This window comes from Billgrantia endophytica (genome assembly GCF_002879615.1).
GTDB classification, from domain to species: Bacteria; Pseudomonadota; Gammaproteobacteria; order Pseudomonadales; family Halomonadaceae; genus Halomonas; species Halomonas endophytica.
In genome coordinates this window covers 240,978-265,001 of the sequence record NZ_PNRF01000028.1, presented here as the reverse complement: position 1 = coordinate 265,001, position 24,024 = coordinate 240,978, and the positions used below count along the sequence as shown (strand labels likewise).

At 62.9% G+C, this 24,024-nt stretch carries 20 protein-coding genes; 11 read left to right on the top strand and 9 right to left on the bottom strand.

Annotated elements, in window-relative coordinates:
* Window positions 1-66: 66 nt before the first annotated feature.
* Window positions 67-3,654: a S41 family peptidase gene (locus C1H69_RS24430; RefSeq protein ID WP_276308766.1), complete on the top strand. Its 3,588-nt coding sequence runs from the start codon at window positions 67-69 to the stop codon at window positions 3,652-3,654.
* A gap of 51 nt (window positions 3,655-3,705) precedes the next feature.
* Here the strand turns inward: C1H69_RS24430 and C1H69_RS14465 are convergent, their stop codons facing one another.
* Window positions 3,706-4,452, bottom strand: coding sequence for an SDR family oxidoreductase (locus tag C1H69_RS14465; protein WP_102654083.1), 747 nt, complete (start codon window positions 4,450-4,452; stop codon window positions 3,706-3,708).
* A 64-nt stretch (window positions 4,453-4,516) separates the two neighbouring features.
* Complete coding sequence (locus C1H69_RS14460) at window positions 4,517-5,452, bottom strand: alpha/beta hydrolase (protein WP_102654082.1); 936 nt, start codon at window positions 5,450-5,452, stop codon at window positions 4,517-4,519.
* A gap of 123 nt (window positions 5,453-5,575) precedes the next feature.
* On the opposite strand from C1H69_RS14460, the gene C1H69_RS14455 reads away from it, so the two are divergent.
* Complete coding sequence (locus tag C1H69_RS14455) at window positions 5,576-6,637, top strand: acyltransferase family protein (RefSeq protein ID WP_102654153.1); 1,062 nt, start codon at window positions 5,576-5,578, stop codon at window positions 6,635-6,637.
* Between the two features lie 45 nt (window positions 6,638-6,682).
* Window positions 6,683-7,576, top strand: a complete 894-nt coding sequence (locus C1H69_RS14450; RefSeq protein WP_102654081.1) for a universal stress protein — start codon at window positions 6,683-6,685, stop codon at window positions 7,574-7,576.
* Window positions 7,577-7,588: 12 nt separating this feature from the next.
* On the opposite strand, the gene C1H69_RS14445 is transcribed toward C1H69_RS14450, so the two are convergent.
* Window positions 7,589-8,305 carry a DUF3581 domain-containing protein gene (locus tag C1H69_RS14445; protein WP_102654080.1) on the bottom strand — a complete coding sequence of 239 codons (717 nt, stop codon included), beginning with the start codon at window positions 8,303-8,305 and terminating at the stop codon, window positions 7,589-7,591.
* A gap of 533 nt (window positions 8,306-8,838) precedes the next feature.
* Between C1H69_RS14445 and C1H69_RS14440 the strand changes: the two genes are divergently transcribed.
* Genes C1H69_RS14440 through C1H69_RS14425 form a run of 4 tightly spaced genes read left to right on the top strand, consistent with a single transcriptional unit; the run spans window position 8,839 to window position 14,244 of the window.
* Window positions 8,839-9,261: a hypothetical protein gene (locus C1H69_RS14440; protein ID WP_102654079.1), complete on the top strand. Its 423-nt coding sequence runs from the start codon at window positions 8,839-8,841 to the stop codon at window positions 9,259-9,261.
* Window positions 9,230-10,429 carry a hypothetical protein gene (locus C1H69_RS14435; protein WP_205738490.1) on the top strand — a complete coding sequence of 400 codons (1,200 nt, stop codon included), beginning with the start codon at window positions 9,230-9,232 and terminating at the stop codon, window positions 10,427-10,429. Before C1H69_RS14440 ends, C1H69_RS14435 begins: the two co-directional genes overlap by 32 nt.
* A 45-nt stretch (window positions 10,430-10,474) precedes the next feature.
* Window positions 10,475-13,300, top strand: a complete 2,826-nt coding sequence (locus C1H69_RS14430; protein ID WP_102654077.1) for a bifunctional diguanylate cyclase/phosphodiesterase — start codon at window positions 10,475-10,477, stop codon at window positions 13,298-13,300.
* A gap of 44 nt (window positions 13,301-13,344) precedes the next feature.
* Window positions 13,345-14,244 (top strand): PEP-CTERM/exosortase system-associated acyltransferase, encoded by a 900-nt coding sequence (locus tag C1H69_RS14425; RefSeq protein ID WP_102654076.1) that lies wholly within the window; start codon window positions 13,345-13,347, stop codon window positions 14,242-14,244.
* Here the strand turns inward: C1H69_RS14425 and C1H69_RS14420 are convergent.
* The 3 genes from C1H69_RS14420 to C1H69_RS14410 all read right to left on the bottom strand — a co-directional run bounded on the left by C1H69_RS14420 (window position 14,208) and on the right by C1H69_RS14410 (window position 16,713).
* Window positions 14,208-15,287 (bottom strand): DUF3541 domain-containing protein, encoded by a 1,080-nt coding sequence (locus C1H69_RS14420; RefSeq protein WP_240609958.1) that lies wholly within the window; start codon window positions 15,285-15,287, stop codon window positions 14,208-14,210. The genes C1H69_RS14425 and C1H69_RS14420 overlap by 37 nt on opposite strands.
* Complete coding sequence (locus C1H69_RS14415; RefSeq protein WP_102654074.1) at window positions 15,280-16,026, bottom strand: trimeric intracellular cation channel family protein; 747 nt, start codon at window positions 16,024-16,026, stop codon at window positions 15,280-15,282. Before C1H69_RS14415 ends, C1H69_RS14420 begins: the two co-directional genes overlap by 8 nt.
* A gap of 96 nt (window positions 16,027-16,122) precedes the next feature.
* The gene (locus C1H69_RS14410) at window positions 16,123-16,713 is read right to left on the bottom strand and encodes a helix-turn-helix domain-containing protein (RefSeq protein ID WP_240609957.1); all 591 of its coding nucleotides are present in this window, start codon (window positions 16,711-16,713) and stop codon (window positions 16,123-16,125) included.
* Window positions 16,714-16,973: 260 nt separating this feature from the next.
* On the opposite strand from C1H69_RS14410, the gene tdh reads away from it, so the two are divergent.
* Together tdh and kbl are read left to right on the top strand one after the other, a co-directional pair.
* Window positions 16,974-18,002, top strand: a complete 1,029-nt coding sequence (gene tdh, locus C1H69_RS14405) for an L-threonine 3-dehydrogenase (RefSeq protein WP_102654073.1) — start codon at window positions 16,974-16,976, stop codon at window positions 18,000-18,002.
* Window position 18,003: 1 nt separating this feature from the next.
* Window positions 18,004-19,194 (top strand): glycine C-acetyltransferase, encoded by a 1,191-nt coding sequence (gene kbl / locus C1H69_RS14400; protein ID WP_102654072.1) that lies wholly within the window; start codon window positions 18,004-18,006, stop codon window positions 19,192-19,194.
* A gap of 160 nt (window positions 19,195-19,354) precedes the next feature.
* Here the strand turns inward: kbl and copM are convergent, their stop codons facing one another.
* Entirely contained in the window at window positions 19,355-19,777 is a 423-nt protein-coding gene (copM, locus tag C1H69_RS14395; protein ID WP_102654071.1) for a CopM family metallochaperone, read from the bottom strand.
* A 106-nt stretch (window positions 19,778-19,883) separates the two neighbouring features.
* Here copM and C1H69_RS14390 point away from each other — a divergent pair, with 106 nt between their 5' ends.
* On the top strand, window positions 19,884-20,336 hold the full coding sequence (locus tag C1H69_RS14390) for an NfeD family protein (RefSeq protein WP_102654070.1): 453 nt from the start codon (window positions 19,884-19,886) through the stop codon (window positions 20,334-20,336).
* Window positions 20,337-20,394: 58 nt separating this feature from the next.
* Window positions 20,395-21,444: an SPFH domain-containing protein gene (locus tag C1H69_RS14385; RefSeq protein WP_102654069.1), complete on the top strand. Its 1,050-nt coding sequence runs from the start codon at window positions 20,395-20,397 to the stop codon at window positions 21,442-21,444.
* A gap of 63 nt (window positions 21,445-21,507) precedes the next feature.
* Here the strand turns inward: C1H69_RS14385 and zapE are convergent, their stop codons facing one another.
* Window positions 21,508-22,662 carry a cell division protein ZapE gene (zapE, locus tag C1H69_RS14380; protein ID WP_102654068.1) on the bottom strand — a complete coding sequence of 385 codons (1,155 nt, stop codon included), beginning with the start codon at window positions 22,660-22,662 and terminating at the stop codon, window positions 21,508-21,510.
* 2 nt (window positions 22,663-22,664) lie between these two features.
* Window positions 22,665-24,017: an N-succinylarginine dihydrolase gene (astB, locus tag C1H69_RS14375; RefSeq protein WP_240609956.1), complete on the bottom strand. Its 1,353-nt coding sequence runs from the start codon at window positions 24,015-24,017 to the stop codon at window positions 22,665-22,667.
* Window positions 24,018-24,024: the final 7 nt, after the last annotated feature.

The window sequence follows — 24,024 nt, the reverse complement described above, 5'->3', positions numbered from 1 at the left end:
TCCCTTGAAATCAAGGCTCGTCGAATGGAAGTGCCAAGCCGCAAACGCTCGTCGCTCCGAGCCGCCGTGAGGCGGCTGTCATTCCTGACGGTAGTGGGAGGGGTCCTGGCAAGCGTGCCACCTGGCGCAGCAGCGGAGACCAATCAGGTCGGGCTGCCCCGCTTCCCCTCCATCAGCCCCGATGGTTCGGAACTCATCTTCAGCTGGCGAGGCGACCTGTGGCGCGCCGCGGCCGATGGCGGCACGGCGATACGCCTGACCCGGCACGATCTCGACGATCTCTACTCAAGTTGGAGCCCCGATGGGGAGTGGATCGTATTCGCCTCGATGCGGGATGGCTATCTGAATCTCTGGCGGATGCGCCGGGATGGCAGTCAACTGACCCAGCTCACCCATGGTGACCAGCACCTGCGCAACCCCCTGTTCGGCACCGACGCCGATGGCGAACCCGTCATCACCTTCTCGGGCATGCTCGAAGCCGATGTCTATCGTGACCAGAGGCCCTACCGGCTCTCGCCGGAGGGGGGTGAATACAGCCGGCTGCATGATGCCTTCGGCTCCGATCCACAGCTTTCGCCCGATGGGCAGCGCGTCGTCTTCACCCGCGGCGGGGCTTACCATGGCTGGAACCGCCGCCATTATCGTGGCCCGGACGCCATGAACGTGTGGATCCACGATCGCGAAACGAAGGAGTTCGAGCCCCTCACCGAGCGGGACGGAGATGACGGCCGCGCACGCTGGGTCGACGATGAGTCCCTGCTTTTCATGTCCAACCGGGAGGACGAGACGGTCAATCTCTATCGGGTCGACCTGCAGGATGAGTCGCGTCAATTCGAGCGGCTAACCCATTTCGACGAGCGCGACCTTCAGCACTTCGATGTTTCCCGCGACGGCAGCACCGCGATATTGCAGGTCTGGGACACGCTTTACACCCTGGACCTGGAGAACCCCGGCGCCGAGCCCGAACCCATCACGCTGAGGGCACCCGACGATGGCCGCGACGTCCATGAACTGCGGCGCATCAACCGCGACGTCAGCGAGGCGGCCCTCAGCCCGGATGGCAAGACCATGGCCTACATCGCCTATGGCCGGGTCTACGTGCGCCATATGGACGAACAAAGCCCGACGTTGGCGGTGACGCCCAATACCCATGCGCGGCATCGCGATATCGCCTGGTCGCCGGATGGCCTGCGCCTCCTTTTCGTCAACGATGCCGATGGTACGGACTCGATCCATGAAGCCCGCGTCTCGCTGACACGCGACGAGATTCGCCAGACCCATGAGCGGCTCCCTGCCGGCCAGGAACCGGACGCGGGCTGGGAGCCCGCCACCTCCCCGGCGCTCTCCGACGAGACCCTGCCCGACTCGCCAGCCACCCAGGTGGACCCCGACGTGGTCGACGAACCGGATGCCGTCGCCCACGCCAGCGAGCCCGAGGATCCCTTTGCCCCCCAGGACCCGGGGCTGATCTTCGAACCGCCATTCCTGCCGACCCCGGCCGACCCGGTGGACGTGCCCACGCCCACGCAAGAGCCGCCCATCGAGCCGGAGAGCATCCCCGAGGAAGACCTCGAGCCCGAGGTCCCGGACGATGTTCCTCCCGAACAGGACCCGACTCGCTGGCACGATGCCGTGCAGTTCGACGTGCGGCCGCTGGTGGCAAACGACACCAATGATCGCGACGTCTCTCCCTCTCCCGATGGCCGGTACCTTGCTTTTCGCCGTGGCAGAGGCGACCTCATGGTGCTGGACCAGGAGAGCGGCGAGGAGAGAACGCTGGTCGAAGGCTGGGACAGCTTCATCCACTGGCGCTGGTCGCCGGATAGCCGCTACATTGCCTATTCCCAGAACGACCTCAACTACAGCGCCAATATTTTCGTCGTGCCGGCGGATGGCTCCCAGGAGCCGGTCAATATCACACGGCATCCCCGCAACGACCTCAACCCGCGCTGGTCAGCCGATGGGCGCAAGCTGAGCTTCATCTCGAATCGATCGGGCAACAGCTACGACCTCTATAGCGTCTATCTGGACCGCAGCCTCGCCACCTATACGCCCCGTGAGCGCACCGCCTATTACCGGGATGCGCGCTCTGCCGCGGCTGAACTCACCCCCTTGCCCATCATGCCGGAGGAAGCGGGTTCCGAGCCGTTGGCAGACAACGAGCCCGTGCTGGATCTCGAGAACGCCTGGCGCCGCGTCCAACGCATCACCGCCTCACCCACCCATCAGTCCTCCAACGAAATGACGCCCGGCGGGGATCGCTACATAGTCAATGACGGCAGCGAAGGGCTGGTGACCATGAGCTGGGACGGCAGCGACAGGCAGCGCCTTGGACCTACCGCCAATGTCCAGCATCTCAGCACCACCGGCGACCAGGTCGTGTATATCGCCAACGGCCGCGTTGGTGTCGCCAGGCTCTCGGGGGGGTCGCCACGCCACCCTGACATCTCCGATCGCATACGTATCGACCTGCGCCGGCAGGCGCTGCAGAAGTTCAATGAAGCGGCCCGGGTGATTGGAGAAAACTTCTACCGCCAGGACCTGAAGGGCCTGGCCTGGGATGAGGTGGTAGACGACTACGAGACGCTCGTACGCCGAGCGCGCACTCCCAGTGAGTTCAGTGATATCGCCAACCGTCTGATGGGGGAGCTGGCTGCCTCGCATATGGGCGTCTCCAACCCCGGCCCTGTCTCGGCGCTGCGCGAGCCCTCCGGCCGGTTCGGCATCGAAGAGGAGCGCCTCATTTCCCAGGTGGATGGCAGGATCGGTTATCGCGTGAGGCGGGTTCTGCCCGAAGGGCCGGCGGATCGTGGCCCCATGCCGCTCGCCTCCGGGGACGTGGTCACCGAGATCGACCTGCGGCCTTTCGAGGAGAACGATACCCTGCTGCAACGTCTGCGCGGGCGAGTCGACGAAGAGGTGGTGGTCACCTTCGAGCGCCCCGGCGACGCGGGCCATACCGAGTATCGCACCATCCTGACCGCGGTCGGCATCAGCGAACTGGCGCGACTGCGATACGACGACTTCCGTGAACGGAGCCGTCGCAAGGTCGAGGAACTCTCCGATGGCAGGCTGGGCTACCTGCATATCCAGGCCATGAACCAGACCTCGCTGGAGGGTTTCCAGGGCGACCTGTACGCCGCCGCCATGGACAAGGACGGCCTGATCATCGATGTGCGCAACAACGGTGGCGGCCATACCACGGACCGCATACTGACCTCGATCATGGCCGGCGAGCATGCCTATACGATCCCGGCCGGGGCCGACCTGAACGATGCCGGCCACTACCCGCAGGACAGGCTGGACGCGCCACGCTATACGCTCCCCATCAACATGCTGGCCAACGAGAAGAGCTACTCGAATGCCGAGATCCTGGCCCATGCCTTCTCTACCCTCGGCCGAGGCAACCTGGTAGGACAGCAGACCTATGGGGGCGTGATTTCCACCAATAGCCATACGCTGATCGACGGTGCCACGGTGAGACGACCGTTCCGCGGCTGGTACCTGCCCGATGGCACCGACATGGAGCATAACGGTGCCATGCCCGATATCGTGGTCGAGCAGACACCGGAGGACGAGGTGGCGAACCGCGACCGCCAGCTGGAGCGCGCCGTCACGGATCTGCTCGACCAGATCGACTCGGAGGAGAGGTAAAAACGACAGCCTAACTTGCAACATGCCGGGGATGCGGATTCGCCAGCACGGTCAACGACCGCCGGACACGTCGATGAACGAACCGGTGGTATAGGAAGCCTGGTCGGAAGCCAGCCACAGGATCGCCCTGGCAACCTCTTCGGCATGACCACCCCGCTGCATGGGCACGCCTTGCCTCAAGCGTTCGATGCGTCCAGGCTCGCCACCGCTGGCATGGATCTCGGTGTCGATCAGTCCCGGGCGCACCGCATTGACGCGAATCCCTTCCTCGGCGACTTCCTTGGCCAACCCGATCGTGAAGGTATCGATGGCGCCCTTGGCCGCAGCGTAGTCCACATACTCGTCGGGAGCACCCAGGCAGGCGGCCCGCGACGAGAGATTGACGATGGCGCCACCGCTTCCACCGTGTCGGCTCGACATGCGCCGGATCGCCTCTCGAGCACACAGGAAGCTGCCCGTGACATTCACCGCCAATACACGTGCCAGGCGTTCGGCGTCCATGTCTTCCACCCGCTTCTGGACTTCCAGTATCCCGGCGTTATTGACCAGCACCTGGACAGGACCAAGATGTCGATCGACCTCTGCAAAAAGCCGCACGACATCTTTCTCGACGCCGACATCGGCGGCCACTGCCATGGCCTGGCCACCGCTATCGACGATGGCGGCCACGACCTCGTCGGCCGCATGGCGATGATGGCAATACGTCAGGCAGACTCGATAACCCTCCGCTGCTGCCAGCCGCGCTGTCGCGGCACCGATCCCTCGACTTCCACCCGTCACGATAATGACCCGGTTCATGAGGTTCTCCTGTCAGGACATGATTCCGCTGAGCCAACTGTTTCATACCCGATCACGCGTCGCATCACTCCTCCCGCTCTTCCATTTCCTCCCGCGCATCGATGGCAACCTTCTCGGTGAGCGTTTCCAGCGGCACCGGGCCTTGCAGGAAAAGGAACATCCAGTCGAGGGCTCGAGGCAGGCTGGCACGCCAGACTCGCCAGGTGTGGCCGCCGCCCAGGACCTCCAGAGGCACCAGGCCGGGCTGGTGGTGTTTCAGCGCCTGATGAACCAGGCGTGCATGATGTTCGGCGTTGTAGACATCCCGGTTGCCGGCGCTCAGGTAGAGCGGAACGACGAGGTCGCTCTCCAGGTAGCGGTCCAGGTGTGCCCTGTAGTGATGCCGCTCCCATAGCTCGGTATCGAAGCCGCCTTCGTTATCGAGAAAGGCGGGGTGACGACGCGCCGAGGAATTGGCCGGCGGAAAGGGATAGTAGCTGGCGGGGCTCAACGCCGCGGCGGCACCGAACAGTTCGGGCCGTTCAAGTGCAAAATTGATGCTTCCGTACCCCCCGGCGGAGAGGCCCGCCACACCCCGCCACTCGCGCAGGGGCACGACCTGCCACGTCTCTTCGACATGGGGTAGAAGATCCTCGAGGAACGCGGTGCGGGCAGCCTCGTTATGGCCATCGATCCACCAGCTCTCGCTTCCGGGCATCACGATCACTGCCGGAGGTATGATGCCGTCACGTATCAGCCTGTCCGCCGTTTCCCGGAGCGAACCGCGCTCGACCCAGTCACGTTCACTGCCGTTCGAGCCATGCAGCAGGTAGAGAATGGGATACGCCAGATTCGACTCCCGGTAGCCCTCGGGCAGATAAAGCGTATAAGGATAATCGCGCCCCAGGGTTTCCGAGTGGAAGCGATGGTGGGTAACCTCTCCAGCCAGTGCCGGTGTACTCAGCAGCAGACCGACACCAAGCAGGATGGGCAGAATGACGAAACCTTGTCTGACTCTCATGCGCACGGCTCCCTGTGCCTGGTTGGTGACAGTTCCCCTCGCGGAATTCCTGCGTTACCTTGTGGTCCGACAATGAGACGGCTAATGATGTTCCAGCTAACCCATGGAAGGTTCGAGGAGCCCATGAAGCAGATCGAAGAAATTTACTGGCTACGCTTCTATGGTTGCCTTGCCGTCTTCAGCTTCCATCTCCTGGACCGCCTGAATCAGCATATCGATAACGTGTACGTCGACCTGGCGCGCATTCCTACCGTTCTCGGTACACCGATCTTCATCTTCATCTCGATCTTTCTGTTTTCGGTTCGCTATGGCAGCCGCCTCCCCGAAGGCTTTCTGGCCAGGCGGATGAAATACATCATGGTGCCCTACCTAGTCTACGGGTTGATCTACTCCACGACGAACTATGTCAGCAACCACCGCGCCAACGGTGATGTCGGCTTCATCGAGAACATGATCGAATACCTGGTCTATGCCGGCTGGCATGGCTATTTCCTGATCATTGCCATGCAATTCTATGCCTTCTATTGGGTCTATTCCCATTATGGCCTGGTGCGCTGGATGAAGCCCAGCCCCTGGCTGGCCATCGGCAGCCTGGTCGGGATCGCCTATTGGGGGCTGACCCGCTGGTACGGCATCGCGCCGCCCGGGTACCTGCTGTGGATTGCCCCGCTTGGCTGGATCTACCTGTTCTTTCTGGCCATGCTTCTGGTTCGCCATTATGCGCAACTGACCTCGCAACGGCTGCATGAGGTTCCGCTGATGCGACAACTTGCCCGGCCGGTCTACCTGGTTGCCTTCATTGCGCTGATCGTCCTGCTGACGCTGCCTGGCTGGCTGGAGTATTCTTCCAAGGAGACATGGGTCATCCCCCTGTTCATCCTCTTCACCTTTTGCGTCATGACCCGGCTGCGGAATCGCCCGGCTCCCTCCATGGTCAGACGCGTCAACGAATATTCGTTCGGCATCTACCTGGCGCATCCCATGTTCTTTGCCATGGTGGACGTCACAAACGACGCGATGAACTTCTCGCTACCGGTCTATACCCTACTGTTGATCGTGGTGGGGTTCACCGGCTCCATCTGGTTGAATCAGGTTGCCAATCGGGTCCCGTTGGGCGGCATGATGTTCGGCAAGCGCCTGCATGTGCCGGGCGACCAGCAGACGAGAGCAGCCCAAATACGCTAGTCTGAAGACCTGATCCGATACCGTTGTCTGCCAAGGGAGCTTCACATGAGTGAGCGCATTTCGCTCGTGATCGTGCCAGTAGACGGCTCATCCACCGCTGCTGCCGCGACACGCCATGCCGCCATGCTGGCTCGCCTGCTACAGGCGCCTCTACAGCTGTTGCATGTCATGCCCCTCAACCCTCCCGAACTCAGCGATCTGCCGGCCAATCGTCGGGCCGACGCCGACAGGGACCGTTCGTTGCGACTCAAGGCCGCCGCCAGTGCTTTCGAAAGCGCCAGGCAGGTCATCGAGCCTCCGCTGGACCCGACTCCCGAAGAGGTGATCCTCGAGGACGAGAATTTCGTGCGCCACCCGGCACGAACCATCGTCGAGCACGTGCGACGCCATGAGGGTTGCCTTGTGGTGGTCGGAGCCCGGCATCTCAGCGACATGGGGAAGTTCGTCGAGGGAAGTGTGAGCAACGAGGTCGTGCACAGGGCGCCCTGCCCGGTGACCGTGGTACATGACGAAGCCGCGCCGGAAGATGTTCAACGAATCCGTCGCATACTGCTGCCGGTGGACGGCTCACGCCACAGCGACCAGGCCGCCGCCGTAGCCGGCGACCTGGCACGAAGCGCGGACGCCATGGTGGAGCTGCTGTTCTGCCGGCCGGCCGGCAAGCCGCCCAGGCAGGGCGACGAAGAGATGGACGAGGCGGAGCGCATCTTTTCACGTGCCCGTCACGTCGTGGGCATGGTGCCGGCGGGTATCGTCGAACTGGTTCTGGCGGGGGATCGCTATGCGGAGGCCATTGTCCAGCAGGCCAACCGCCACCAGGATTACCCGGTGATCATCATGGGGCGGCGAGGGCTCGGCACATGGCAGGAAAAACTGATGGGAAGCGTCAGCCACCGGGTCATCGACCTGGCCAGCTGTCCCGTTACCGTCGTGGTCTAGGTCCGCTGGCGGCTATCGGCCGCCGGCTTCGTAGGCCGCCTTGAGACGGTAGAATTCGGCGACGATCTCACTCATGGCCTCGGCGTCATAATCGCACAGTCCACTGACGACCAGTTTCTTCGCGCCACTGCCGACCTCGTTGCCGTTATCGGTAATACGGAACTTGAGTCGCACATCGCCGCGCTTGCCGTTGACCTCCAGGCTCGAGTCCACCAGCTCCAGCGAAGGCCGGCTCAGGTCCAGGCGCTCGAGCGTGAATCCCATGCTGTCGTAGATCACCAGCGGACGGCGCGGGTTGAACATGACCCCCTGCTCTTCCAACAGCGGCTTGAGCACATGCGGAAAGTTCCTGCCCGAGAAAGCGACGTAACAACGGGTAAACGCCTCGACCGCCGCCTCGTCGGTGGTCACTTCCCCGCGTCGAGTCACGTCCAGGTACCGTTTCCCCCCTTCGTCACTGACAGCGAGCTGGCCGTTATGGTGCTCCTGCAAGCAGAGCGCCGTACTGTCACCGACCATGCTGCGGAAGTGGAAATCCATGTGTCGGGAAAGCCCGAAGCGACTCAGTACCAGTGCAAACAGCAGGTCCCCCGGTACGCAGAAGCGTCGAGCTCCCGCATCGTGAATCGGGTTGAAGTCGCCGGCGACACACTTGGCAAAGTCACTGGCCTGCTGCGATGTAATGGAAATGCGCGAGCCCATCTGCGTATGGTAGGAGTCGAGAAACATGCGTGGTCTGGCCTGCCCTGGGTGATGTGCCACAAAATGCCGATGATGCCATATTTTCTACCGAGACGAAGCCACAAAGGTCATGACGATGGGAGAAAGGACAGCAAGGGCGGGAAAATGGACCTGACCGGGTCGATGGTGGAAAGCAGCGCCACCGAGCCGGCCCGGCAATAGTAACGTATTGAAGAAACGCTATTATGACGCATTGGCTCTGCCTACGTTGATGGGCCTTGATGCGGGTACCTTCTCGTCAGGTCCGCTCTCAGCGTATATTGTGCAGACAAAGCGCTATTTCAGCACTATCGATAACAATGCAGGAAGCTTGACCTTGTCGTGACCTCTCCATGCCAAGGTTTATGGGGATCGGGGGAATTCGCTATCGAGACGCTTTTGACGTCCTGGCCAACCATCGGATGTCGATGGCCAGGCACCGAAGCCGTGACACTGCCTGCCCGGAAGAGGCCGGCAACTCGTCTGCCTGCCGCTACGCCATGTAATCTCGGCATTCGGGAAGGTGTCGTGTGGCCGGATTGATGCGCGTCTTGCTCCTGACACTGGTGTTGCTGTCGTCATCGGTGACGATCAGTGCCAACGAGCAGAAACTGGCGCTGATCGCACACTCCGGCGTCGACACACACACGTTGACCCGCGATACCACGCGAGCCATCTTCGCCATGCGCCAACGCACCTGGCCGGACGGACAAGCCGTGCGTGTCTACGTGCTACCCAATGATCATCCTGTTCATGCGCGCTTCACGAAGGAACAACTCGTCGTCTACCCCCACCAGCTTCAGCTGGCCTGGGATCGCATGGTTTTTTCGGGCACCGGCCAGGCACCCAATCGCGTCAACAGTCAGTCCGAAATGCTGGAACGCATCGCGACCACGCCCGGCGCCCTTGGGTATCTGGAAAGGGAGTATCTGGATGAGCGAATCCAAGTCATTACGATGGAGTAGCTGGAGCCCCCGGCCGCTGCTGGCCGCCCTGCTTTTCGGGGTGGCAACACCCGCGATGGCGGAGAGCATCCTGGATACCCTGCAGATCCATGGCTTTCTCAGCCAGGCTCTGGTCATCACCGATCACAATGATTTCTTCGGCCCTAGCAGTAGTGGCGCTGGCAGCCTCAAGTTCACCGAGATCGGGGCAAACGCCTCCCTTCGCCCCCATCAGGATGTCTTGATCGCAGCCCAGGTTCTCGGTCGCCGCGCCGGCGGGGATGGCGACGATGCCAGACCGGTACTGGATTACGGTATCATCGACTACCAGTTGCTCTCCAACCAGCAGCGCACCCTTGGCATACAGGCCGGTCGGTTCAAGAACCCCTTCGGCTTCTATAACCAGACCCGCGACGTAGCGTTCACGCGCCCCAGCATACTGCTTCCCCAGTCCATTTACTTCGACCGTACCCGATCGCTCGGGCTATCGGCCGACGGCGCCAGCGTCTATGCCGAAGAGCGCCTGGATAGTGGCACACTGCGCCTGAAAGCCGGTGTCGGGACGCCGACAACCCGTGACCTGGGCAACCAGCTTTTCCCACCGGGCTCGAGCTCGAGCGCCAGCGGCAGCACCTCGTCGATCGGTCAACTCCTCTATGAACATGGCAACGGGCGTTTTACCGCAGCCGTCAGCGTAGCCGACGTCAATCTGGACCTGGAACTCGGCCCCAGCGAGGGTGAGCTCAACTTCCAGCCGTGGATTCTTTCTCTCCAGTACGATATGGAGAACTGGGCTCTGACCGGTGAATTCGCCCTGCGCAAACTGTCGACGTCGGGTTCCGGCCTGATTCGCGATGCCGACACCACCGGCGAGAGCTGGTACCTGCAGTACACCCGCCGCTTCCACGACAACTGGCAGTGGCTGATACGCTACGACAGCCTGATCAGTGACCGCAGCGACCGCTCGGGCAGCGCCTACGAAGCCAGCGGCCTCGGCCCGGCACACTCACGCTACGCCGAGGACATCACCCTCGGCCTGCAGTGGCATGTGAACCCCAGGCTGCTGTTGGCTGCCGAATACCACCATATCGACGGCACCGGCTGGCTGCCGCTACAGGATAATCCCGACGTGACGGAAACCCGTCGCCACTGGAACATGCTGCTGTTCCAGCTATCGCTTCGCTTCTGACAAGCCATCGTCCAGTCTCCCATCCACCGGCCCGGGAAAGCTTGAATGAGCGCTTCGAAAGCCCATGGTACCCGCCATCGCCTCAGCCTCACCTGGCGAGTTCTCGCGCTCAGCAGCCTGCTGCTGCTGGCGCTGGTAGTGCTGTTCACCTGGCTCGGTCACGCCAACCTGACACGTCAGTTCGAAGAAAGCCGAGCGGAATATAACGACCGCCAGTTCCGGGAAATCCAGCTCGCCCTGCAACGTTCCGAAAACAGCCTGCAACAGTTGGCGGCCCTGGCGGCAGCCTCGCCCGAACTCGGCCCGGCGCTGGAAACGGGAACAGGGGAGGAATTGATCCACTCACTTTCCTCACAATGGCCTACGCTACAGCTCGACGCCGGGATTGACGAAATCCTCGTGTTCAACGCCCAAGGGCAGCAGTTGGCCGAATGGGGGCAGGGGCAGAGCGACAATGAGTGGCCGATCCAGAAATGGGCCCACCAGGTGATGGAAACCGAGTTTCCCTTGTCCGCACTGCGTTGCTCCACCGACTGTCGCCAATACGCGGTGGTGCCCATACTGGTCGCCGGCGAGAGTGTCGGCATGGTCATGCTCTCTCGTTCCCTGGCCGACGTGACACGCCAGATCCACCAGGTGTCTGGCAGCGATGTCGCCCTGATGATCACCGGCACGGTGCCGGAGGCTCTACCAGAGCGCCATGTGGAAAGCTGGAACGGCCATCTGGCCGCCATGACCCATCAGGAGGCCTATTTCTCTCTTCTTCAGGCAGGCTCCGAAAGAATCACCCTCAACGACCTGCTGCGCTCCCCCTTGCGGCTTCATCATGATGGCCGGGACATCGAGCTCTCGGCGGTGCATGTCGAAACAGACGAGGAGAGGCGTAGCGCGGGTTATTTCCTTCTGGCTTCCGACATCACGCCTCAGATCAAGGCCATCAACCACGACACCCGCACCCTGCTCATTGCCGGGATCGTCGGCTGGCTGGCTGCCGAACTGCTCTTGCTGGCCATCCTGTTGAGGCCCATGGCCCGGCTTCAGCGGCTGGCAGGGGTGCTCCCGATCCTCGCCCATGGCGGCTTCGCCAACGTCCGCAGCACCATACCCAGACCCAAGCGACGCCTCCCTGACGAGATCGATGTCCTGGAAGGCACCACACTGGAACTCTCCCAACAGCTGGAAGCCCTGGAACAGGAGGTCAACACCCAGGCCGACCAACTTGCCGAGCGCCTGCAGGAACTGGCACGGGAACGGGATTTCGTCGGTAGCCTGCTGGATACGGCGCGGGTCTTCATCGTGACCCAGGACGAGCATGGCCGAATCGGCCTGGTCAACGATTATGCCCTCTCGGTAATGGCCACCCAGGAAGAGAAACTGCTTGGCCGTCTCTTCGATGACGTCTTTGCCACGCGCCTTGTTACCGGCCTTGCCGACAGTTCGCTGCAGGAAGAGCGCAACCTGCTCACGGCGGATGGCCGGCAGCGGACCATTGCCTGGTATCACGCGCCCCTGCCACCACACTCCGATGGCAATACCAGCCGGATTTCGGTAGGGCTCGACATCACCGAACGAAAGATAGCCGAAGCGCGCCTGACCTGGCTGGCAGAGCGCGATCCGCTTACCGAACTCTACAATCGGCGCTACTTCCACGAAGCGCTGGGCAGCGTGATGCAGCGCGGTCGAAGTGGGGCGGTATTGTTGCTGGATCTCGATCAGTTCAAGGACGTCAACGAACTCAGCGGTCACCATACCGGGGATCGCCTGCTCCGCATGGTTGCCGACACGCTGTTCCAGGAGTTTGGCCACCGTGGCGTGATTGCCCGGCTTGGTGGCGACGAGTTCGCGCTGCTGCTGGATGGCGCCGACGCCAGGCAGGCCATCTGCGTCGCCAAGCAGATAACCCCGCTCCTGGAGAGCACCGGCCTGGATGCCGGCGGCCAGCGGCATCGGGCCGCCGCCAGCCTGGGGATCGCTCTCTTCCCGGACCATGGCAATAACGCCGCAGACCTGATGGCCAGTGCCGATCTCGCCATGTACAAGGCGAAGGAGAGCGGTGCACAGCGCTGGCATCTGCTTTCGACTGTCGAAAGCGCCAAGGATGAGCTTCAGGAGCGGGTCTACTGGGTGGAGCGGATACGCCAGGCGATCGAGGAGGATGGCTTCGAGCTGATGGCACAGCCGATCGTCAGGCTGAACGACAGGGACGTTCGGCACTACGAGATACTGCTGCGCATGCGTGGGCCCAGGGGAGCCTTGATCGCCCCCATGCACTTCATTCCCATCGCGGAGCGCAGCGGTCAGATTCTACAGCTCGACCGCTGGGTGCTACGGCACAGTCTCCGGGCACTCAAGCACGTCCAGGACAAGGGAATCAGCCTGGCGGTCAACCTGTCGGGACAATCCCTGCATGACGACGGGCTCAAGCAGTTCCTGATCGATGAACTGGCCGCTTCCGGGGCCGATCCGAACTACCTCATTCTCGAGATTACCGAAACGGCGGCGGTAACGGACTTTTCCACTGCACGTGGCGTGCTGCAGGCGATCCGCGACCTGGGGTGCCGCACGGCCCTCGATGACTTCGGCATCGGGTTCAGCAGCTTCCACTACCTGGGTGAACTTCCGGTCGATTACATCAAGATCGATGGCGCCTTCATTCGGAGCCTGCTGACCAACCCCGATAGCCGGGTCATCGTCAGGGCCATCGCCGATATCGCCGCCGGTTTCGGCAAGCAGGCCATCGCCGAATTCGTCGACCAGGAGGACCTGATACCGCTCCTGGAAACCTACGGCATTACCTACGGCCAAGGCTTCCACCTCGGCCTCCCGGAGCTACTGACGGACGTGATACCCGAAACCTTCAATAGCAACTGACAAGCCACCCGATCCATCCAGACGGTAAGGAAGCCGGTGAGGACATGAAAAAAAACACGGCGCAGAAGGAACAGACGTTACAGGCAGACATCCGGCTCCGGGAATTTGCGGAGCAGTTCACGTTCAAGATCGCCAGTGACAAGGCCAGCCGTTACAGGGCCTACTCCCTGAGGCACAAGGTATTCAGGCAGGAGCTGAATTATGCGCTCGGCGACAATCGCGAGGTGCCCTTCGAGAACGACATTCATGACCGGCATGCCATTCTCTGCCTGCTGAATCACACGCCAAGCGGTGTCGATGCCGGCTGCCTGAGGGTCGTCGTCATACCCGGCAACGCCGCCGCTCCCCTCGACCAGTTGCCCCTGGAACGGAGCTGCGGTCATAGCCTTGACCATCCTGAGCTCCACCCTTCGAAGTTCAATCGCTCGTCCATCTGCGAAGTGTCGAGGCTCGCCGTCCACCCCGCTTTCAGGAGAAGCCATGACAGCGTCATCGGCTTGAATGAACAGGATAGCCAGCAGTTGTCAGGCCACGAAATCAAACCCTATGCGCCGCTGGTGGGCCTGAGCCTGTTTCTCGCCGCCACCGCCATCGTCGGTCTTGCCGACAGGCAGAATGTCTTTGCCATGATGGAGCCACGGTTTTCGCGATTGCTGAAAATGTCGGGTTTGGGTTTCAGGCAAGTCGGGAGGGTGATCGACTACTGTGGGCCCAGGGCGGCCTACTATATCGACCAGCACCAGGCCGAGAGGGACCTGCATGATGCCTTGAGGCCGTTATACCAGCATATCAAAGACGAGCTGGCACTCCAGCTTGGCAAGCCCCTCTCTCGCCTTTCTCTCAGCGATGCGATACCGCCGCCCGGTCATGACGCAAGCCATGGCTCCGGCCCAGGCTCTGAGCATGGTCATAACCCCAGCGTCGACAGGTCGGGGCCGGAATAGAGCCTGCCCGGCCAGCGAAGGACCAGGATCGCCAGCACGTTGCGATGCTCGCCACCGTCCAGGTCGACACTGCCTGTCGGCGAGGGAATGATACCCGCCCGGGGGTCGATGGCCTCGACCAGCACATCGCGCACCCGGATCACGACGTCATGGTCATCCTGCCCGGCCAACAGGAAGCTCAGCGCCACTTCGGCCTGAATATCCTCGGTGGCATCCACCAGGATCCGCTCGATATCCTGCTCGAAGCGATCGAGTATCCAGGCATAGGCCCGGGGGTCTACCCACTGCTGATAGTATCGGCTTGCGGCGATCACGAAATGGGTCATGCCGTAGAGCATGTTGTGGTACTCGTCCCGGCCCAAGCTGGCTACGCTTTCGGCGGGATATTGCCGTCGGAAGGCCGTCGTCACTTCGTCACGCAGGTCCATGATATCGAGGTCGTGCAGGAAATACGCCTGATTGGCCACCTGGGCGGCATAGATCCGCATCACGTGCGGGTCGGTCAGGAAGCGCTCCCATTCCACGCCTGCCAGGTAGCGGAAGGCACGCTCCCGCCCATGCAGTGCCGGGGAGTCCAGCAGGCCATAATAGTTGGCCTGGACCAGGCGAAAGAGCAACTGGCGAGCGAAGGCGATCTCCCCCCACTCCTCCAGCATCGCATGCCGGGCACGCTGCTTCCTGGTCCGCAGCGGGTAGTCGTCGATGATGTCCCGGCTGCGCGCGGCCGCATGACCCGGCTCCGCCAGCCCCTCGATATCCGCCGCGAGCTTGCTCAGCAGCCGCTGACCGTGATCGTGGCTGAACGGCAGGTAGTCGGGCTCCGCACTGATCCGATAGAGCCGCTGGGCATAGTGCCGCTGCTTGGCTGGTGGCAGGTCCGGCAGCGCGGCATCGTAAACCGCCTGAATGGCGAGCCCCGCCTCGCGGTGGCGCTCACGCTCCAGCTCCGGCTGCAGGGCAGCACAGCCCACCAGCAGCGAGAACAGCAGCAGCATCCCCAACCAAGCGTGGGGCCAGCGCTGCCGCGGGCGTGGATCATTCACGCCTTCCACCCGAGCCGGTGCGGCCCCGTTGCTGGCGAATCAGCTTTACCCGCGCCTTGGTTTTCGCCGCTTTCGGCGTATCGTTTACCGGGTCGGCGGGAATGGTCGACGCCGGAGGATGAATGACGACCCAGGCAAAGACCGGCAGCGACAATCGCCAGTGAATGGCAGCCAGCCGCAGGCCAAGCGTCATCGATAGTGCCAGGCCGATGGCCACCGCTCCCGGCGCGCCCAGCGCTACCAGCATGACGTAGGTCACCCCGCCGGCAATGGATGCCGTGGCGTAGACCTCCTGGCGCAGCACCATCGGCACTCGGCGCGCCAGCACGTCGCGCACCATGCCGCCGGCGACGCCTGTCAACAGCCCCATCAGAACCGCCACCACCCCGGGCGTTCCGAGCTGTAGTGCCTTGTGGGCGCCGATGACCGTGAACAGGGCCAGGCCGAAGGCATCTGCCACCGGCAGGAATATCCGGGAGAGGCGGTGAATGTAGTGAAAGCCGACGATGGATACCCCCACCGTGGCCAGAATCACCCAGAGATAGGTCGGGTCCGCCACCCAGAAGACCGGCCTCACACCCAACACCAGGTCGCGCAGGGTGCCGCCGCCAATACCGGTCACCGCCGCCAGCACCAGCATGCCGAAGGGGTCCATCCGTGAACGGCAGGCGAGTATGACGCCGGATAGGGCGAAGACGATCACGCCTGCCATGTCCAGCCAGTAAACCAGGCCCGTCATGCGTCAGCTCCCGAAGGGTGAAGAAAGTCCGCGTGACACCGCGACCGAATACCCCGGTTGACCCAGACCTGCCAGGCCGGGCTTCGTGCCGGTCACTCATTGGTAGGTCACGACCAGAAAACCCACCAGTTCCTCGTCACCGCTGTTCTCGATGGTGTGTTCCAGGTCCGCATGGTAGTGAGCGGTATCGCCCGGGTTCAGTACGCAGTGATTGTCTCCGGCCTGGATACGGGCACTGCCCTGGGTAATGGTCAGCAGCTCGCGGGTGCCCTCGAAGTGCGGCGCGCTATGCAGGCGTGCCCGGGGGGCGATACGGATTTCGTAGAATTCCACGTTCTTTTCCAGGTGCAGGGGGGACAGGGTGCGAATCCGGCACTCCTGGTCGTCACGGAACAGCTGGCTGGTGTCGTCGCTACGCACCAGCTCGATGCGGGAAGCCGCCCAGGGTTGATCGACGAGCTCGCCGATGTTCAACCCGAACGCCTGGGCAATACGCAGGGTTACCGCCAGGGTGGGGTTGGCGCGGCCACGTTCGATCTGGCTGAGCATCGAACGACTGACCCCCGAAGCGGCCGCCAACTGCTCAAGGGTGAGATTGCGCTTCTTGCGCAGCTCGATCACGCGGCTGGAAAGCACCTGGCTACCTGCTTCGCCGTGCTGTTCGACTTCCGTCGTCCTGTCGTTCAACCCTGCACTCCTCTATACCGATACCCATGGCCGCATGAACGGGCGCGCCGCAACGCCGACCTCCACCATGAAGGAATTTATTCTTGCATAGTGGAAATATTCTGCGATACTGGAATTTACTCTCTTATAGTAAACGCCCTGGCATGAATTGCCAGTCCACTCGTCCCCAGCCTTTCAACCTTCGTTTTCTCAAGCATCCTACAACCAAACCCAGACGCAGCATTTCGACAAGCCACCGCCAACGAACAAAAGGTAGAGACATGAAAGCACTGGTCAAGAAAGAGGCCGCACCGGGACTCTGGCTGGAAGACGTACCGGACCCCGAGCTCGGTATCAACGATGTCCTGATCAAGGTGAAGCGTACCGCCATTTGCGGGACCGACATCCATATCTACAACTGGGACAGCTGGGCCCGGAAGACCATCCCGACGCCCATGGTCGTAGGGCACGAGTTCGTCGGTGAAATCGTCGAGGTCGGTTCCAACGTCAATGACTTCAAGACGGGCCAGCTCGTTTCCGGCGAGGGGCACGTGGTCTGTGGGCGCTGTCGCAATTGCCTGGCGGGGCGTCGCCACCTCTGCGCCCATACCAGCGGGGTTGGCGTCAACCGCCCTGGCGCCTTTGCCGAGTATATGGCTCTGCCGATGTCCAATGTCTGGGAGCACGCGCCGGGCATCGACCTGGACGTGGCCTCGCTGTTCGACCCACTGGGCAACGCGGTCCACACGGCCCTTCAGTACGACCTGCTTGGCGAGGACGTGTTGATTACCGGTGCCGGCCCCATCGGTGCCATGGCAGCGGCGGTGTGCCGCCATGCCGGCGCGCGCCATGTGGTGATCACCGACCTGAACCCCGATCGCCTGGCACTGGCCGCTCGCCTGGGCGCCACCCGTACGGTGGACGTACGCCACGAGAGCCTGGCCGACGTGCAACGCGACCTGGGGTTGAGCGAAGGCTTCGACGTCGGCCTGGAGATGTCCGGCAGCCCCGCCGCCTTCCGCGACATGCTGGCCAACATGTGCCACGGTGGAAAGGTGGCGATGCTTGGTATTCCCAGCGAAGAGATGGCCATCGACTGGAACACCGTGATCTTCAACATGCTGACGCTGAAAGGGATCTACGGTCGCGAGATGTACGAGACCTGGTACAAGATGTCGGTCATGATCGAATCCGGACTCGATATCTCACCGGTGATCACCCATCGCCTGCCCTACACCGAGTTTCAGCGCGGCTTCGATGCCATGCTGTCCGGAGAAGCCAGCAAGGTCGTCCTGAACTGGGAGTCATGACATGTACGGAGCCTTTCAACAGCATCTGCGGCACGAGCTCGATGCCATCGAGGAAGCGGGCCTCACCAAGCACGAGCGGCAGTTGACCACCCCCCAGGGGGCCCATGTCGGCATCAACCATGGTCGCGCAGTACTCAACCTTTGCGCCAACAACTATCTGGGCCTGGCCCAGCACCCCGAGGTCAATGCGGCCGCCAGGGCCGGCCTGGACGAATGGGGCTACGGACTGGCCTCGGTACGCTTCATTTGCGGCACCCAGAGCCTGCACAAGCAGTTGGAAGAGACGCTCACCGAATTCCTGGGAACCGAGGATACGATCCTCTACCCTTCCTGCTTCGATGCCAACGGTGGCCTGTTCGAAACCCTGCTTGGCGCCGAAGACGCGGTGATCTCCGACGAGCTCAACCATGCCAGCATCATCGACGGCGTGCGGCTCAGCAAGGCAAAACGCTATCGCTACCGCAACAGCGACATGGCCGACCTGGAGGCCCAGTTGCAGGCCGCCGACCGCGACGGCGCCCGCTTCAAGCTGGTCACCAGCGACGGGGTCTTCTCGATGGATGGCTACATTGCCAGGCTCGACGAGATCTGCGACCTGGCCGAGCGATACGGCGCCCTGGTGCACTTCGACGACTGCCACGCCACCGGCTTCATCGGCGCCAGCGGCCGCGGCACCCATGAGCACAAAGGCTGCATGGATCGAGTGGATATCACCACCGGCACCCTCGGCAAGGCACTGGGCGGCGCCAGCGGCGGCTATACCAGCGGCAAGCGCGAGGTGATCGAGCTGCTGCGCCAGCGCTCGCGCCCCTATCTATTCTCCAATACCGTGGCCCCACCGATAGTGGCCGGTGCCTTGAAGGCACTGGAACTGGCCGGCGAGTCCAGCGAACTGCGCGAAAGGCTAAGGGAGAATACTGCCTTCTTCCGCACCGGCCTGGAGTCCCTGGGCTTCGAGCTACTGCCCGGCGAGCACCCCATCGTGCCGGTGATGCTGCACGATGCCACCGTTGCAGCGCGCTTCGCCGAGGAGATGCTCAAGGAGGGTGTCTATGTGGTCGCCTTCTCCTTCCCCGTGGTGCCCAAGGGCAAGGCACGCATCCGCACACAGATGTCAGCGGCTCTGACCCGCGACGACCTGACGTTCGCCCTGGCCGCCTTCGGCCGGGTGAAGGAGCGCCTGGAACTGTAGCCACCTGCTGGGCACCAAAGCGCAGGGTGTGATGCACCGCCACGCTCATGGCACTCCCGGGGTGGCCCTGACCGCCGCTCGCACGGGGCCAGGGTGTCTCCGTTTCGACGCCATGGTTCGCTTGCCGAACGGTGGCGTCGCAGCGTTTGTCACGCCAACCTCAGTCGACCTCGTAGCCGTGCTGCACGAGCCAGTCGCGCAGGAAGGCGATCTCGTCCTCCTGGGCCTCGATGACCTCGCGTGCCAGATCACGGATCGCATCGTCCTCGCCATGCAACAGCACGACGTTGGCCATGTCGATCGCCCCCTGGTGATGCGGGATCATGCCACGCGCGAAGTCGGCATCGGCATCACCGGTGTACTCGATCATCATGTCTTCATGCATGCGTTCATTGGCTTCGCGGTAGGCCTGTACCGCGGGGTTATCCGCATGCCCGTCCTCCTCCATGCCATGATCGCCATGGGACTTCTCTTCATGACTGTCGGCCACCACAGAGCCCGCCAGCAAGGCAGCAGCCAGGGCGGCACCGGTCAGGGTGGCGGTCAATACGGTGCGAGAACGAACTGCCGGGGTGTACGTCATGATGCTCTCCTATAACATGGGCGACCTGGATATCGTAAAACCTGGGGTCGCACACAGGTCAATGTAGGCCACGCATGGCCAAATCATCCTCGACACAGAGACTATCATGGACTGGAATCCTGCCCTGATCTGGATTGCCATCGCCCTGCTGCTGGGCCTGGCGGAGCTCTCTTCCGGTGGCCTCGTGCTGTTGGCACTGGGGGTGGCCGCCGCGTTGACATCGATACTGGCGGCCATGGGCCTGGGCCTGCCTTGGCAATTGCTGGGCATGGGCGTCTTTGCGGGCCTGCTGGTACCACTCGCCATCATGGTGATCCGGCCCTGGTTTTCACCGCGCGGCGTTGCCTATGGCACCACCGGGACAGGCGTGGAAAAAGGCCTTACCTATACGACACTAAAGCGTGACTTCGATGGTGCCAGCGGCGTCAAGGTCAATGGCGACTTCTATCGTCTGCGCGTTGCCGAAACCGGGGAGACCGAACTGCCGGAGGGCACCCTGGTGACCTTCCAACACTTCGATGGCACGACCGCCATTGTCAGCTACTGCCAACAAGACTAAGACCTGGTTCACCCAGTCCAACCATTTTTTCCAAGACAAGGAGCAGTAAATCGTGAATATGGATCTTCCCATCAGCCCCGGGCTATTACTCACACTGATCATCGTCATTATCGGCATCTTCATCATTGCCAAGGGACTGGTCATCGTGCGCCAGTCAGAGGTGATGGTCATCGAGCGCCTGGGGTCGTTCAATCGGCTGCTGGAAAGTGGCATCAACATCATCATCCCCTTCATCGAGCAGCCCCGTGCCATCACCATGATTCGCTATCGGAAGATGGGCGAGGACTACCATCCGGTGACCAGCAGCGAGGTCCGTATCGATCGCCGTGAAACCGTAATGGATTTCCCGGGCCAGCCGGTGGTGACCACCGACAACGTCACGGTGAACATCAACGGCGCGCTCTACTATCAGATCATCGACCCGAAGCGCGCCGTCTACGAGGTGGAGAACATGAGCCAGGCCGTGGAGGTGCTGGCCAAGACCACGCTGCGCTCGGTGGTCGGCAAGATGGAGCTCGACAAGCTGTTCGAATCCCGCGCCGAGGTCAACAACGAGATCCAGGCCGCCATGGAGGAAGCCGCTTCCAAGTGGGGCGTGAAGATCTCCCGGGTCGAGGTGCAGGACATCGCCATGCCCGAAGAGGTGGAATCCGCCATGCGGTTGCAGATGGCCGCCGAGCGCAAGCGGCGCGCCACCGTCACCGAAGCCGAGGGTGAAAAATCCGCCGCCATCGCCATGGCCCAGGGCCAGCGTGAGTCAGCGATCCTCAACGCCCAGGGCGACAAGGAGTCCGCCATCCTGCGCGCACAGGGCGAGCAGGAGTCGATCAAGCTGGTACTGAGCGCCATCGGCGACAGCGACGAACACAAGCGCACCGTCGTGGGTTATCTGCTCGGCCAGAGCTACATCAAGGGCCTGCCCAACATGGCCAAGAACGGCGAGCGGGTCTTCGTGCCCTACGAATCCTCCGCCCTGCTCGGCTCCATGGGCATGTTCCGCGAAATGGCAGGTTCACCGGAAGACACCGTCTCCCGGCACCTCCGGTCGAACGACAACCAGGGCGGCCTGCGTGGCGGCATCGTGGGCGGAGGTGGCAGCGCTTCCTGATCGGGTCGACAAGCACGACAGGAGGCCGGGCCCAGTGCCCGGCCTTCGTTTGCTTGGAAGGCCTCACTCGCGGGCACTGACGCCAATCGGGACACCGAAACGCTCCAGCTGCATCTCCTGCAGGCGGCTCAGGGCGCGACGGAACGGGAAGGCGAGATAGCCGTCGGTGTAGAGTTCGTCCATCGCCACCTCGGCTTCCAGGTAGAGCGGAATGCGCCGGTCGTAGCATTCATCGACCAGGGCGATGAAACGGCGAACGCCATCGTCATGTCGGGTCAGCCTGGGGAAAGTCCGGTCGCCGGCATCGATTCGCTGCGCACCATCCTCGGTGCCGCGGACGATGGCCGATGCCGGCTGCCGCCCGCTGAGCCGAGGCACCCCGCTCAGCAGCACATGGGAAAAGCGGTCGGCCAGGGCAATGAAGTCCAGTGCGGCCAACGGCTGTTCGCACAGGTCGTCATAGCGACACCAGAGCACCCGCTCACTGCGCTGCTCCACGGATATCGAGCGATGCCCAAGCTCGATGGGGGCCCGACTCGTCGGCTCTCCCTGGCTCAGGCGATCGAATACCGCCGCGAGGGCACTCGGTCTTCCTGGCCGGCCGATCCAGTAACGCCGATGAGCCTTGCCCGGATGCAGCCGGTGGTCCTGGCCACCATCCAGCTCGACCACCTGCATGTGCCGCTCGATTGCGGCGATGGCGGGCATGAAACGATCACGATTGAAACCGTCGGCATAGAGCTGGCCCGGCGCCTGGTTGGAGGTACAGACCAGTACCACGCCATGATCGAACATGGCGCTCAGCAGGCGGCCAAGCAGCATCGCATCGGCGATATCATTGACGAACAGCTCGTCCAGGCACAGCACCCGGACCTCTTCGCTCAGCTCACGAGCCAGTGCCGGCAAGAGATCGGCGGTGCCGGCCAACTGGAACTGGCGCTGGTGGACCCAACGCATGAAATGGTGGAAATGCAGGCGTCGGGCGGGAACCTGGAGATGTCGATGGAAGCCGTCCATCAGCCAGGTCTTGCCGCGCCCGACAGGGCCCCACAGATAGACGCCCGGCATCCGGCGATCGCCGCCCACCGCGGGTCCATGAAGAGCATGAAAGCACGCATCCAGGTACTCGACAGCCCGCCACTGCGACTCGTCGTGCGCGAAGCCTGCCTGTTCGACGGCATGCCGATATGCGGCCAGTGGAGACAACGCTGCCGTCATACTCACCCCAGTTGGAAGGGATAGACCGAACCGATCGCCAGGATACGCGTCAGTTCGTCCAGGGCGGTGAGGGTCTCGTCGGCAAGCTGCGGGTCGGCGAGGTCGTCCGGCGCCAGGCGGTCACGGTAGTGGCGCTCGACCCAGGCGGACAGCTCGCCGTGAAGTCCAGCGTCGAGCAGCACGCGACCGGTCAGGGCCGATCGTTCGGCCCGGGACAGGGCCACCCGCAGGCGCAGACAGGCAGGTCCGCCACCATTGCGCATGCTCTGCTTCACGTCCTGAACGATGACCTCGCCGATGGGGTTGTTGCCGGCCAGCAGGTGATCCTGGACGGTGCGCCATACCGCCTCGCGCTCCTGACACTCGCCGGGTACCACCAGGGTCATGCTGCCATCGGGGTTGGTCAGCAACTGGGAATTGAACAGGTACGACGCCACGGCGTCCTCGAGGCTCACGGCCTCCAGCGGCACCCGCACCGGAATCAACGGCGTGGCCATCTTGTTCCGCAGTTCGTCCAGCGTCGCCTGCTCGTCGAGGAAGGCCATCTCGTGATAGAGCAGCACCGGGCCGTTACCCACCGCAATGACGTCGTTGTGGAACACCCCGGCATCGATGGCATCGGGATGCTGCTGGGCGAATACCGTCTGGCCTGCGGTCAGCCCGTGCTGACGCGCCACGGCCTGGCTGGCCTCCAGGGTCTGGCGGGCCGGGAAGCACCGGGGCTCCACCTGACCGCCAAAGGCCTGTCGGCCATAGACGAAGAGGTGCACGCCGGGTTCGCCGTGCCCGCCGCCCAGCCGGGTATGGTTGGCCGCCCCCTCGTCGGAAAAGGCTGGCGTGGCCGGCAATACCGAATGATGGGCGAAGTGCGTTTCGTCATGGAAGATCGCCGACAGCACCCGCCCGGTGGTCTCCGGTTCCAGGTAGCGGTGAAAGCTCGACTGCAGGTTGGCCGGGGTGAAGTGTACCCGGTCATCCTTCGCATCGGGGCTCGGGGTCACGGTGCCGGCGTTGGCGGTCCACATGCTCGATGCCGAGCACACCGCGCGCAGCACCTGGGGCGCCTCCCGGGCGGCACGATCCAGCACCTCGGAGTTGCTGCCGCGAAAGCCCAGCGCGCGCAGGGCACCGAGGTCCGGCCGCTGCTGGGGCGGCAACACGCCCTGGGCGTAGCCGGCGTCCATCAGCGCCTTCATCTTGCCCAGCCCCTGTAGCGCCGCCTCACGCGGGTTGGAAATCAGCCCTCCATGAGACATCGATGCCACGTTGCCGTGGGCCAGCCCGGAGTAGTTGTGGGTCGGCCCCACCAGGCCGTCGAAGTTCACTTCGCGGTAGTCGATTCCGTGTTCACGCATGGCATCG

Coding starts and splice junctions, on each gene's coding strand:
- C1H69_RS14465 (WP_102654083.1), bottom strand. CDS start 4,452: ATGAACCGGGTCATTATCGTGACGGGTGGAAGTCGAGGGATCGGTGCC.
- C1H69_RS14460 (WP_102654082.1), bottom strand. CDS start 5,452: ATGAGAGTCAGACAAGGTTTCGTCATTCTGCCCATCCTGCTTGGTGTC.
- C1H69_RS14455 (WP_102654153.1), top strand. CDS start 5,576: ATGAAGCAGATCGAAGAAATTTACTGGCTACGCTTCTATGGTTGCCTT.
- C1H69_RS14450 (WP_102654081.1), top strand. CDS start 6,683: ATGAGTGAGCGCATTTCGCTCGTGATCGTGCCAGTAGACGGCTCATCC.
- C1H69_RS14445 (WP_102654080.1), bottom strand. CDS start 8,305: ATGTTTCTCGACTCCTACCATACGCAGATGGGCTCGCGCATTTCCATT.
- C1H69_RS14440 (WP_102654079.1), top strand. CDS start 8,839: ATGCGCGTCTTGCTCCTGACACTGGTGTTGCTGTCGTCATCGGTGACG.
- C1H69_RS14435 (WP_205738490.1), top strand. CDS start 9,230: ATGAGCGAATCCAAGTCATTACGATGGAGTAGCTGGAGCCCCCGGCCG.
- C1H69_RS14430 (WP_102654077.1), top strand. CDS start 10,475: ATGAGCGCTTCGAAAGCCCATGGTACCCGCCATCGCCTCAGCCTCACC.
- C1H69_RS14425 (WP_102654076.1), top strand. CDS start 13,345: ATGAAAAAAAACACGGCGCAGAAGGAACAGACGTTACAGGCAGACATC.
- C1H69_RS14415 (WP_102654074.1), bottom strand. CDS start 16,026: ATGACGGGCCTGGTTTACTGGCTGGACATGGCAGGCGTGATCGTCTTC.
- tdh (WP_102654073.1), top strand. CDS start 16,974: ATGAAAGCACTGGTCAAGAAAGAGGCCGCACCGGGACTCTGGCTGGAA.
- kbl (WP_102654072.1), top strand. CDS start 18,004: ATGTACGGAGCCTTTCAACAGCATCTGCGGCACGAGCTCGATGCCATC.
- copM (WP_102654071.1), bottom strand. CDS start 19,777: ATGACGTACACCCCGGCAGTTCGTTCTCGCACCGTATTGACCGCCACC.
- C1H69_RS14390 (WP_102654070.1), top strand. CDS start 19,884: ATGGACTGGAATCCTGCCCTGATCTGGATTGCCATCGCCCTGCTGCTG.
- C1H69_RS14385 (WP_102654069.1), top strand. CDS start 20,395: ATGGATCTTCCCATCAGCCCCGGGCTATTACTCACACTGATCATCGTC.
- zapE (WP_102654068.1), bottom strand. CDS start 22,662: ATGACGGCAGCGTTGTCTCCACTGGCCGCATATCGGCATGCCGTCGAA.
- astB (WP_240609956.1), bottom strand. CDS start 24,017: ATGCGTGAACACGGAATCGACTACCGCGAAGTGAACTTCGACGGCCTG.